The sequence below is a fragment of the Curtobacterium sp. NPDC086286 genome (genome assembly GCF_044746255.1).
Lineage (GTDB): Bacteria > Actinomycetota > Actinomycetes > Actinomycetales > Microbacteriaceae > Curtobacterium.
Genome location: NZ_JBIVBW010000006.1, coordinates 1 through 10,799 on the forward strand (window position 1 = coordinate 1; position 10,799 = coordinate 10,799).

Annotated in this window: 15 protein-coding genes and 1 pseudogene; 3 read left to right on the top strand and 13 right to left on the bottom strand. The window is 70.3% G+C overall.

Annotation, left to right across the window (positions count from 1 at the left end):
• Positions 1 to 32: 32 nt before the first annotated feature.
• From rpmF to ACIPKM_RS11770, 6 genes are all read right to left on the bottom strand, one after another.
• Positions 33 to 236, bottom strand: a complete 204-nt coding sequence (rpmF, locus tag ACIPKM_RS11745; protein ID WP_022905230.1) for a 50S ribosomal protein L32 — start codon at positions 234 to 236, stop codon at positions 33 to 35.
• A 47-nt stretch (positions 237 to 283) separates the two neighbouring features.
• The gene (locus ACIPKM_RS11750; protein WP_402736896.1) at positions 284 to 748 is read right to left on the bottom strand and encodes a YceD family protein; all 465 of its coding nucleotides are present in this window, start codon (positions 746 to 748) and stop codon (positions 284 to 286) included.
• A gap of 138 nt (positions 749 to 886) precedes the next feature.
• The gene (locus tag ACIPKM_RS11755) at positions 887 to 2,470 is read right to left on the bottom strand and encodes a PTS transporter subunit EIIC (protein ID WP_402736781.1); all 1,584 of its coding nucleotides are present in this window, start codon (positions 2,468 to 2,470) and stop codon (positions 887 to 889) included.
• 41 nt (positions 2,471 to 2,511) lie between these two features.
• Positions 2,512 to 3,426, bottom strand: coding sequence for an N-acetylmuramic acid 6-phosphate etherase (murQ, locus tag ACIPKM_RS11760; RefSeq protein ID WP_402736782.1), 915 nt, complete (start codon positions 3,424 to 3,426; stop codon positions 2,512 to 2,514).
• Between the two features lie 10 nt (positions 3,427 to 3,436).
• A complete protein-coding gene (locus tag ACIPKM_RS11765; RefSeq protein ID WP_402736783.1) occupies positions 3,437 to 4,324 on the bottom strand; it encodes a MurR/RpiR family transcriptional regulator in 888 nt (295 codons plus the stop codon).
• Between the two features lie 138 nt (positions 4,325 to 4,462).
• The gene (locus ACIPKM_RS11770) at positions 4,463 to 5,113 is read right to left on the bottom strand and encodes an NrtR DNA-binding winged helix domain-containing protein (RefSeq protein WP_071296643.1); all 651 of its coding nucleotides are present in this window, start codon (positions 5,111 to 5,113) and stop codon (positions 4,463 to 4,465) included.
• A gap of 88 nt (positions 5,114 to 5,201) precedes the next feature.
• On the opposite strand from ACIPKM_RS11770, the gene ACIPKM_RS11775 reads away from it, so the two are divergent.
• Complete coding sequence (locus ACIPKM_RS11775) at positions 5,202 to 6,146, top strand: ADP-ribosylglycohydrolase family protein (RefSeq protein ID WP_071296644.1); 945 nt, start codon at positions 5,202 to 5,204, stop codon at positions 6,144 to 6,146.
• 99 nt (positions 6,147 to 6,245) lie between these two features.
• Here ACIPKM_RS11775 and ACIPKM_RS11780 read toward each other — a convergent pair whose 3' ends face one another.
• From ACIPKM_RS11780 to ACIPKM_RS11800, 5 genes are all read right to left on the bottom strand, one after another.
• Complete coding sequence (locus ACIPKM_RS11780) at positions 6,246 to 6,614, bottom strand: hypothetical protein (protein WP_071296645.1); 369 nt, start codon at positions 6,612 to 6,614, stop codon at positions 6,246 to 6,248.
• A gap of 100 nt (positions 6,615 to 6,714) precedes the next feature.
• Positions 6,715 to 7,191, bottom strand: a complete 477-nt coding sequence (locus tag ACIPKM_RS11785) for a DUF4395 domain-containing protein (protein WP_402736784.1) — start codon at positions 7,189 to 7,191, stop codon at positions 6,715 to 6,717.
• Entirely contained in the window at positions 7,188 to 7,691 is a 504-nt protein-coding gene (locus ACIPKM_RS11790; protein WP_071296647.1) for a thioredoxin family protein, read from the bottom strand. The genes ACIPKM_RS11785 and ACIPKM_RS11790 overlap by 4 nt, the downstream gene beginning before the upstream one ends.
• Positions 7,692 to 7,785: 94 nt before the next feature.
• The gene (locus tag ACIPKM_RS11795; RefSeq protein WP_070418568.1) at positions 7,786 to 8,391 is read right to left on the bottom strand and encodes a TMEM175 family protein; all 606 of its coding nucleotides are present in this window, start codon (positions 8,389 to 8,391) and stop codon (positions 7,786 to 7,788) included.
• Between the two features lie 28 nt (positions 8,392 to 8,419).
• Positions 8,420 to 9,103, bottom strand: a complete 684-nt coding sequence (locus tag ACIPKM_RS11800) for an SHOCT domain-containing protein (RefSeq protein ID WP_071296648.1) — start codon at positions 9,101 to 9,103, stop codon at positions 8,420 to 8,422.
• A 154-nt stretch (positions 9,104 to 9,257) separates the two neighbouring features.
• On the opposite strand from ACIPKM_RS11800, the pseudogene ACIPKM_RS11805 reads away from it, so the two are divergent.
• A pseudogene (locus ACIPKM_RS11805) lies at positions 9,258 to 9,656 on the top strand (arsenate reductase ArsC); the annotation flags it as partial.
• Between the two features lie 9 nt (positions 9,657 to 9,665).
• Entirely contained in the window at positions 9,666 to 9,872 is a 207-nt protein-coding gene (locus ACIPKM_RS11810; protein ID WP_254790968.1) for a DUF1653 domain-containing protein, read from the top strand.
• A gap of 66 nt (positions 9,873 to 9,938) precedes the next feature.
• Here ACIPKM_RS11810 and ACIPKM_RS11815 read toward each other — a convergent pair whose 3' ends face one another.
• Both ACIPKM_RS11815 and ACIPKM_RS11820 read right to left on the bottom strand, forming a co-directional pair.
• Positions 9,939 to 10,133: a hypothetical protein gene (locus tag ACIPKM_RS11815; RefSeq protein ID WP_402736785.1), complete on the bottom strand. Its 195-nt coding sequence runs from the start codon at positions 10,131 to 10,133 to the stop codon at positions 9,939 to 9,941.
• Between the two features lie 14 nt (positions 10,134 to 10,147).
• Positions 10,148 to 10,696, bottom strand: a complete 549-nt coding sequence (locus tag ACIPKM_RS11820; RefSeq protein WP_402736786.1) for a hypothetical protein — start codon at positions 10,694 to 10,696, stop codon at positions 10,148 to 10,150.
• Between the last annotated feature and the right edge of the window lie 103 nt (positions 10,697 to 10,799).

The window sequence follows — 10,799 nt, forward strand, 5'->3', positions numbered from 1 at the left end:
CGCCGGACGTCGCTGTCATGCGTGTGGTCCGATCAGACGTCGGCGACCTTGCGGCCCTTGTACTCCATGTACAGGGGCGTGCCGGCGGAGTCCTCAACGACCTTCGCGCGGTGCGGGAGGCTGTAGGTGACCTTGCCGTTCTCGATCGTCTTCACGAGCTGGACCGGCGCGGCCTTCCACTGCGAACGACGGGCGTGCGTGTTGGCACGGGACTGCTTGCGCTTGGGAACGGCCATGGTGGTTCTCTTTCGGTTGGTCGGTGGTCAGTGGCGAGGGGCGGCGGTCAGTCGGCCTGGTCGGCGTCGGACCGCTCCTGACCCTCGGTGGTCTGGGGCGTGGTCGTGCTGGCTGCGACGGTGTCCTCGCCGCCGCTCGTCGCGTCGCCGAGGGCGATGCCGCTCAGCGCAGCCCACCGCGGGTCCAGGACCTCGTGAGCACGCTGCTCGCCGATGTCGGCCAGTCGCTCGCCCGTCACCGGGTCGAGGCCTGGGCAGTCCGGTCGACAGACCGGCTGGAACGGCAGCGCCAGCACCACCGCATCTCGAACGACCTGTTCACAATCCACGTGGTCATCGTGAACGAAGAAGTCGAAATCCTCCGAGGCATCATACGCGAACAGCTCGGCGAAATCGACCTCGACGGGCTCGCTGATGTCGATGAGGCACCGGGAGCACTCGGTGCTCCCGAGTGAAGCCGCAACATTGACTGTACTTGCGCCCTGCGAGCGTATTTGCGACTTGGAGATTATTAGTTATACGTGCTCCCTGCGTCTAACAACGGGTTAGCGATGTACTTGCGGAGAAGGCCGAGTGCGGCTGGAGCTTCGACAGGTGCATTGCCGGCATCGACTGCTCAATGCGGCAACGAGTGATCGCTGGTCAGGAATTCAGATAGCGGCCGCCGCTTTGCAGTTGGGGTTTCGTTCGTGGTCCTCGCCGGGGATCCGGCCCGCGTCATGCCTGGACGAGGCCGATGACCGCTCGAGAGGCGATGCCGCGGTCGAGTGCGAAAGCGGCGCAGCCGGAGCGACAGGGTCGCCAGGCGAATGAGCCGACTGCGCTTCCAGATCAGCCCGCACCGACTCTGACACCCCGAACACCATCGTCGCCACGAACCCCACGACGTACGCCACCACGAGCCCCGACCCGTACCCGAGCAACGCCCAGCCGTAGCCGGAGGATCCGTTCAACAGCGGGATGAGCGACAGGTCCGACGCCCCGATGGCGATCGCCCCCACGGAGTGCCCGAGCTGGTCGAACAGCCCGACGACCCCGCCACCGAACGCCCCACCGATGCACGCCGTGATGAACGGCCGCCCGAGGGGGAGCGTCACCCCGTAGATCAGCGGCTCGCCCACGCCGAGGAACCCAGCCGGCAGCGCCCCGCGGATGGTCCGCACGAGTGAGGCGTTCGACCGGAACCGCACCCACAGCGCGATGCACGCACCGATCTGCCCGGCACCACCCATCGCCAGCACGGGCAGCAGCACGGTCCACCCGGTCTGCTCGATGAGCGTGGCGTGAATCGGGATGAGCCCCTGGTGCATCCCGGTCATGACGAGCGGCAGGAAGAGCCCGCCGAGGATGAAGCCGGCGAAGGCCCCGCCGTTCGCGAGCAGCCACGTGGCAGCCGTACCGATGGCGACGGAGACGACGCCGGCGACGGACATCAGGATGCCGAGCGTCACGGACCCGGCGACGAGCACGGTCACGGTCGGCACGACGATGAGCGCGATGACGTCGGGCGTGACCCTCCGCATGAAGCGCTCGACGTAGGCCGCGAGGATGCCGCCCGCCAGCGCTCCGAGCACACCGCCCTGCCCGGGCGCCAGGGTCTCGCCGAACACGGTGACGTTCGCGACCCCGGCAGCGACGATGATGCCGCCGACGGCACCACCGAGGATGGGCGTCCCGCCGAACTCCTTCGCGGCGTTCATCCCGACGAATACGGCGAGCAGGGACAGGAACCCGGAGGACAGCACGCCGAGGAACGTCGTCACCCCGGGCAACCATCCGAGGTTCGTCAGGATGCCGTTGATCCCGGCGATGAGCCCGCAGGCGATCAGCGCGGGGATGAGTGGGATGAAGATGGCCGAGATGCGACGGATGGCACGCATGGTGCGGCCGTCGGAACGGGCACGGGCGGATGCCTTGATCGACGCGCCCCGCGCCGCCAGCTCCTCGGGCGACACCGAAGCCGGGGACGCACCCGGAACAGGAGCAGCACGCAACGACTCGAGCGAATCAGCCACCCGGTCCACCAACCCCGGCCCGAGCACGATCTGCAGGTTCGAGCCGGCCGCGATGGCGGCCATGACGCCCTCGGTGGCCTGGAGAGCGGGCAGATCAACAGAGGAAGGAGAAGCCACCTCGACCCGCAGCCGGGTCATGCAGTTCTCGACGTCGGCGATGTTCGAGGACCCACCGACGGTGTCGAGGATCTGTTGTGCGAGTTGCTGTGCATCGGTCATTGATGGTGCTCCTCGGGGGAAGGAAGGACGAACGGGAAAGATCAGGAAATGACGGCGCGCAAGGAGCCGTCGGCAGCAGCGAGCCGAGAGCGGACAACGGACGCCGACGACCCGGTGAGGATCATCGCGATGGCCGTCTTGACCTCGCCGTCCGCAGCATCGAGCGCTGCGGCGACATCGGCCGGAACAGCCCCGGTCACGTCCTGGACGAGCGAGAACGACCGCGCGACGAGCTTCTCGTTCGTCGCCCGCACGTCGACCATCCGGTTGCCGAACGTCTTGTTGCTGCGCACCATCGCCAGCGTGGTGAGCATGTTGAGGACGAGTTTCTGCGCGGTCCCCGCCTTCAGGCGGGTGGACCCGGCGATGAACTCGGGCCCGACGACCACGTCGATGGCGATGTCGGCTTCCCGCCCCGCGGCCGAGTCGGGGTTGCACGCGACGGAGACGGACAGGGCGGACCTGCGCCGCGCCTCCAGGATGGCCGCGATGACGTAGGGCGTCCTGCCGGACGCGCTGATCCCGACGACCACGTCGTCGGCCGTCAGGCCGAGCGCGTCGAGGTCGCGGACGGCGGCTGCCTCGTCGTCCTCGGCACCCTCGACGGCGGTGGTGACGGCGACGGAACCGCCGGCGATGACGCCGACGACCTGCGAGGGGTCGGTGCCGAAGGTGGGCGGGCACTCGCTGGCGTCGAGGACGCCGAGCCGGCCCGGCGTGCCGGCACCGACGTAGATCAGGCGGCCGCCGCGCGAGAACGCTGCGGCGATCGAGTCGGCGGCGAGGGCGATGGCCGGGAGGCACGGCTCGAGTGCCGCGGGCACGCTGCGGTCGAGCGCGTTCATGCGCTGGGCAGCCTCGAGGGTGGAGACGAGGTCGATGTCGTCGAGGGACGAATCGGTGGCCTCGGTCGCGAGGTGCTGCAGCTCCTCGCGGAGGTCGTCGTGGTGGTGCATGGTGCTCGATTCAGGAACGGTGGTGCGTGCGGACCGCGTGGCGGCTGCGTGCGAGGAGCGGGCGGGAGCGTTCGTCGGTGCGCTGGGCGACGACGACGAACAGGGCGTCGACGATGGCGAGCTGGCTCATCCGGCTGCCCATCGCGGCGGGGCGGAGGTCGCTCTCGGCACCGGCGACGCCCAGCAGGACGTGGTCGGTGTGGTGGGTCAGCGGCGAGGTGGCGTGGCCGGTGATCGCGACGACGGTGGCGCCGCTCCCGCGCGCGACGGCGGCGACCTCGAGCGCCTCGACCGTGGTGCCGGAGTGGCTCGTGATGACGAGGACGTCCTTCGGGCCGAGGACGCTCGCGAGCGTCAGGGCGTTGTGCGGGTCGTCCGCGATCGAGCTCGCGATGCCGATGCGTTCGAGCTTGAGGTGGAGGTCGCGGGCGACGATCCCGCTCGCGCCGACGCCGTACAGGACGACCCGTCGGGCCTCGCTGATGCGGACCGCTGCGGCTTCGAGGGTGAACGGGTCGAGCGTGGCGCGGGTGTCGCTCATCACGGCGCGGACGTCCTCGGCGACCTTCGCGATCACGGTGGTGACGTCGTCGTCGACGCTGACGCCGGCGTGGATCTCGGTCTCGCGGCGCTCGTGGATGCCCCGCTCGACGGCGCGGGTCATGCTGCGCTGGAGTGCGGCGAAGTTCGCGAACCCGAGGTGTTGGGCGAAGCGGGAGACGGTCGCGGGGGACACCCCGGCGCGGTCGGCGAGTTCGGCGGCGCTCGTGGTGGCCGCGGTGCCGGGGTCGTCGAGGACGGCGTCGGCGATCGCGCGCATGCTCGTCGGCATTGAACCGGACTGGGTCCGGACGAGGGCGAACGCGTCGGCGCGGTCGGTACGGTCAGCGATCGTCATGCGCTCCATGAAAGCGCATTGCACCAACACTCGCCAGTGCTGCAAGTTACTTTCGTGTTTCGTCGGCGCGTTCCGTGGGCAGAAAGTGTCGGGTCGGCGCCCCGGACCCGACCGTTTCTGCTCACCAAGCAGGCGGCCTCAGGCGCGCCGGTAGCGGGTCGCCGGCTTGCCCGGGCCCGCGGCAGCGCGCGACCCCGTGTCGACGAGCAGCGGCAGCATCGCGCGGCGGAACGAGTCGGGCAGGAGCCGCTCGCCACGGACGGCCTCGTGCACGTGCCGCAGTTCCGACATCGTGAACGGCTCGGGCAGGAGGCCTCGCGGATCGGGTGCCGCAGCGTACGACGCCCGCAAGGAGGCCACCGCGAACGCCACGATGTCGTCGTGCCCGTGCACCATCCCCGTCGCGGTGTCGACCGGGACCAGCCGCGCCTGTGACGGGTTCAGCGACGACGACAGCGCCGAGAAGGGCACCACGTCGAGGTGCGCCACCGACAGCACCCATCCCCGGTCGTCCCGCGCAGGGTCGTCGAACACGTGCAGCTGCGTCGGCGCCAGCCCCGTCACGCCGGCCTTGTCGGAGAGTGACCGCAGGACCGCCGCCGCCAACCGCTCGCCCTCGTGCACGAACGTCCCCGGCAGCCGCCAGTCGCCGTCGGTCGCGTCGCACACCTGCAGGACGGAGAGATCGCCCCCCGTCGGCACCGTCAATACCGCGGTGTCGACGGCGACGGACGGCCGCGGGTAGTCGGTCAGCCGCTTGCCGCTCGCGTCGCGGTACTCGTTCGCCATGGCAGCGAGTTTACGCACACTTGCGCAAACTGCGACGATCGTGCAGACTCAGGTTTACGCAATTCCGCGCAAACCTGAGGAGGCGGCCATGCTGACCACCGAACAGACCGACCGGGCGATCGGCGCCGTCATCGGCTCCGCCGCGGGCGACGCGCTCGGCGCGGGCTACGAGTTCCGCCCCGCCGTCCCCGAACCCACCCCGATCCGGATGACAGGCGGCGGCTCGTTCGGCTGGGCTCCGGGGGAGTGGACGGACGACACGAGCATGGCCGTCCCGATCCTCCGCACGCTCGCGCGCGGCGGCGACCCGGCCTCCGAGGAAACGCTCGACGGCCTCGTCGCGGCCTGGGCAGCGTGGGCCGTCACCGCGCCCGACGTCGGCATCCAGACGCGCAACGTCCTCACGGGTCTGGAGGCACGGGTCGCCTCCGACGCACGCGCTGCGGCCCGGCAGGAACACGAGTACAAGGGGCAGTCGGCCGGCAACGGATCGCTCATGCGGACGGCACCGCTCGTGCTCGGGTACCTGACCGGTGCGGCCGACGAGGAACTCCGGCTCGCCGAGGCCGCCCGGGCGATCAGCGACCTCACCCACCACGAGTCGGACGCCGGGGACGCGTGCGTGCTCTGGTGCGTGGCGATCCGGCACGCGGTGCTCACCGGCGAGCTCGACGTGCTGCGGGGCCTCGACCTGCTCGACCTCGAGAAGCGTCGGCTGTGGGTGGACCGGCTCGTCACGGCAGAGCACTCCGAGCCGGTCGACTTCACGGACTCGAACGGGTGGGTGGTGTCCGCGATGCAGGCCGCGTACTCGGCGGTCAAGCGGAGTTCGTCGCTCGAGGACGCGCTCGTCCGCGCGGTCCGGACCGGGAACGACACCGACACGGTGGCCGCGATCGCCGGTGGGCTCGCGGGTGCGCTGTACGGCGCGGCCGCGCTGCCGGCCGAGTGGCGCGAGCTCCTGCACGGGTGGCCGAGCCTGCGCGCGGACGACCTGGTCGCGCTGAGCGAGCAGGCGCTCGCAACGCACTGAGCCGTCGCGCGCTCGAGTCGTGGCGGCGGAGGATGTCGTGGGGGGATCCTCCGCCGCCACCTGTGGGGCGGAGGCGAGCCGCGCCTCCAGTCTGTCCGTTCAGAGCGCGCTGCGCGCCCGCTCCACCGCCTCGATGAACCGGGGGATGCCCCACATCAGGAAGGTCGGCTCGATCCCGCTCCGAAGGGTGATCCGGACCTTCTTCCGCAGGCCGCTCGACACGTCGTCGAGTCGGGCGATCTCCTCGACGGGGATCCCGAAGTCGGAGCGGGCGAAGTTGAGCGGGTGGGCGTGGAACCAGAGGACCCCGGGCGTGAGGGTGAGGCGTCCGCCGACCTCGATCCGGCGGCTCGGGCGGGAGCTGGTCGGGGGCGCGTAGCCGGGGATGATGTCGGCCGCGCCGGAGTTCTCGTGGTCGGCGAGGTAGGTCGCGACCTTCTTGAGCAGTGGTGTGGTGTGGTCCCCCATGCGGTCAGCCTACGAGACGGGGCACGGGTGCCAGGAGGCGCGGATCACCTCGACGACGCGACCTGCGTCGCGGAGGTGGGTCGCGCCTCCAGGCCCGTGATCAGACCGCGGACCGCTGGCGGAAGACGCCTGCGCGGACCAGCCACACGTAGAGGAGGCAGCCGATGCAGACGTCGAAGACGGCGCTGAGGAACGCGGCGACGAGCGCGATCGCCGCACCGACGGGAGCCGCGTACGGGACGCCGACGAGCGCGAGCACGAGGGCGAGGGCCGTGATGACGAGGCCGACCTGCTGGGCGAAGGTCGGTGGTTCCGGGGCCTCGAGCTCGGCGGGCGGGCCGAGCCTCGGGCGGACGAGCCGGCGGAACAGCGCGCCGTAGGGGTGGCGGCGGATGCCGGCGATGCCGCCGATGGCGAAGAGCACGACGATGACGGCGAGCAGTGCGATGCCGATCGGCCACGTCGCGGGGATCAGGGTGAGGACGATCGTCGCCGCGAGGAGGACGGTCGTGATGGCGGCGCCGAACCTCGGGGAACGGGGGTCGATGCCGCGGGCGGGGTCGTTCGTGGCGGTCATGGGGACTGGTCTCCGGGGGTCGTTGCTGGTGCTGTCGGTGCTGTTGCTGCTCTTGCTGCTGCTGCCAGGGCGGTGTCGAGGGCTGCGGTGAGTTCGGCGGGTCGTGGCGGGCCGCCGAACCGGGTGTGCACCGCGCGGCCTCGGTCGAGGAGCAGGACCGTGGGGGTCTGCATGACCGCGAAGCGTCGGGCGAGCTCGGGGCGTTCCGCGAGGTCGATCTCGAGACGGGTGACGCCGGGGTGCTCGGCGGCGAGGGCGTCGAGCTGGCGACGGGTGGCCGGGCAGCGGGCGCAGGTGGGGGTGGAGAACTGGACGAGGGTGGCCTCGGTGCCGAAGGCCTCGGCGGGGGCGAGGTCGGCGGTCGTCGGATCGGTGGTGGTGCGGGTGTCGTTCGTCCGCGTGGGGCGGGCTCGGCCGGTCCGGGCGCGCAGGACCAGGCCGAGGGCCGTGGCGAGTGCGAGGACTCCCACGAGGACGGCGACTGCTGCGGCGACGGTCATGTCGAGACGGTACGTCCTCAGGTGCTCGGGAGCATCGACATGACCGCGTGTGACGAGCTGCGGCGTCCGGGCGGCGGCGTCCGGTCCGGTCGGGTCAGGTGCGGGGCTTCGGCAGCAGTCGGCCGAGTGTGCCCTGGAGGACCAGGAGGAGCACCCAGTACAGGCCGATCGACGGGAAGATCATCGAGAGGACGAGCGCGAGGGCGAGCAGCACGGCGGCGATCGGGCCCTTCCGCCAGTCGCCGAGCGGCGAGGACAGCAGCTCCGGGGAGCGGCGGAGCTCCCACTCGATCGCGGTCAGCGTGAGGCTCGTCACGACCATGCTGCCCAGGTAGAGGGCGTGTGCCACCCGGTCGCCCTCGACCTCGGTGTTGAGCAGGTTCGCGGCGAAGGGCAGGAACGCGATGCTCACGAGCCACACGAAGTTGAGCTGCATCACGCGGATGTTGTACGAGCGGACGTGCTCGAACACCTGGTGGTGCAGCGTCCAGAAGCGGGCGATGACCCAGAACGTGATGAAGAACTCGAGGAGCGCCGGCCAGTGCTCCTGCAGCAGGTCTCCGGCGCCCCTGCCACCGCTGAGTTCGCCGGCCAGGTCGACGAGCGGGAGGATCAGGATCGTGATCGCGATGGCGACGGTCGCGTCGGAGAAGTTCACGAGACGGTCGAGACCACGTTCGGTGCGTGCCGGCTCGGTCATGGAGCCGAGTCTAAAGACGGGGAGCGCGTCAGATCCGCGCGAGCAGCTCCGCCTTCTTCGCCGCGAACTCCGCTTCGGTCAGGACGCCGGCGTCGCGCAGCTGTGCGAGCTGCATGAGCTGTTCCGTGAGATCACTCGTCGACGGGGAGGCGGCCTCGACCTCGTTCACAGCAGGGGTCGCACTCGCTGTCGGCTTCGCGCGGTCCCTGAAGAGACCGGAGACCATCGAGAAGGCCTGCTCGGTGAGCGTCTGCGGAGCGGCAGGTGCTGCCGCGGCCGTGGTCGTCACGACGGCGACGTCCACTTCGACATCACCGACCTCCACCTCGGCACGGCGCTCGTCGAGCAGCAGTTCGAAGTGCGTGAACAGGTCCTCCGGCAGCTTCAGGAGCGAGGGCTGCTTGCCGTCGGTCCACTCGATCCGGACACCGCGCGGCGGCCGGCTCGAGGACTCGATGGACGCGCCGATCGCCGCCGATGCTCCTCGGCTGAGGAAGCGTGGCAGGACGGCCTCGACCACGGCTTGCCCGACGGCGCTCGCGGTCTTCGCGCCACGCGCGTCGAGGGTGACTTCCTCCCATCGTGCGACGGTCTCGAGGTCGACCTTCCGCCCGCGGAAGCCGGATTGGATGACGATGCCGCTGCCGAAGGTCGCAGTGGACACCATGGAGTCGACGTAGGTGCCGCCGATGACCTTGCCGCTGGATGCCATGGCTCGACCCTAGTTGTCCGCTCAGGATCGCAGGCGTCCGGACTCGTGAATCCGGAAGGGCTGCGGATTCCCGCACCTCCGCGTCGGGATCACGCCGCCGTGTCGCGCTCGCGCGGGATTCGAGGCGCTGGGTCGTGTGGTGCAGGCTGGTCGCATGAACGACGTCCCCACGATCCTGTTCGTCTGCGTCCACAACGCCGGACGCTCCCAGATGGCAGCCGGGTACGCACGCACGCTCGGCGGGGACCGTGTGCGCGTGTTGTCCGGCGGGAGCGAGGCGGGGTCGCAGATCAACCCGATCGCCGTCGCGGCCATGGCGGAGGACGGCATCGACATCTCCGGGGCCGTCCCGCAGCTGCTCAAGACGTCGGACGTGCAAGCGTCCGATGCGATCATCACGATGGGGTGTGGCGACGCGTGTCCGGTGTTCCCCGGCAAGCGGTACGAGGACTGGGAGCTGACCGACCCGGCCGGCAAGGGGATCGAGGAAGTCCGGCCCATCCGCGACGAGACCAAGCGGCGGGTCGCACAGCTGCTCGCCGAGTTGCTGCCGGCAGCCGTGATGCCGGGACGGTACCGGCACTTCAAGGGCGGCGAGTACGAGGTGGTGCTCGTGGCGCGGGACGTCGAGACCGAGGAGCCGGTGGTCGTCTACCAGGCGCTGTACGGGGAGCGCGGGCACTGGGTGCGGTCGCTCGCGGACTTCACGGCGTGGGTGTCCCGGGACGGGTACGAGGGGCCGCGCTTCGTCCGCGCCGCAGTGGCCTGACGATCTGACCGTCAGCCGTCGCCCGCGCCGGCGTCGGTGCGGGCGACGGGCTGTGCGTGCCGTCGCTCAGGGCCGACGGTTCCTCCGGCGGCGGATCGCGCTGCCGGTCGAGACCATCGCGAGGAACAACGCGATCGCAGCCAGTGCTGGTCCGTACCAATGGTCGGCGGTCGCGGGCCACGTCGCCGACACCGAACCGAGAACGACCAGGATCACACTGGTGATCAGCGCGAACGGCACGCTGGTGACGAACCGGCGCACGGCGCTCGCACGCCTCAGGCGCATCGCGGCTTGACCTTGCCACCAGCGAACGGGTAGACCCGCAGCTGCTTCGTCCCGCAGCGGATCGCGCCGCTGCCCGTGATCGCGACCGTGGCAGCCGTCAGGATCGCCCCGACGACGACGCAGAACGTCCCGCCGCTCACGGCGCAGACCGCCGCGCCGAGGGCGAACGCGGAGCCGCTGATGATCATGTTCTGGTCGGTGGCGTTGAAGCTCACGAAGGTTCCCTTGGAGTCCCTGCCGGCACCGATCCGCTGCGTCGTCGGCGCCGTCACGAGGTCGAAGACGAACCCGTCCCCGAGGTCGATCGTCGTCACCGAGCCGTCCGGTGTCGCCACCGTGCTCGTGACTGCGCCCACCGCGCGCGCTTCGGTGATGGCCTGCTCGATCTGCGTGGGAGTGAGGCTCGTCGCTTCGCGCATCACGTCCGTCTCGACGCGTGATGCTTCCGCTGCGTTGGCTGCTGGGGTGACGAACACCCCTCCGGCGACCAGCGCGCCGGTCGCAGCGAGCCCGATCATCGTGTGTCGCAGACGTGTCATGTGGTTCCCCTTCTTCGACGGAGCCGCGACGGTCGCGGATCCATCAGAACTATGGACTGCAGTACCAGAATGTTACAATGCATATTTCACTCCTACATGGTGG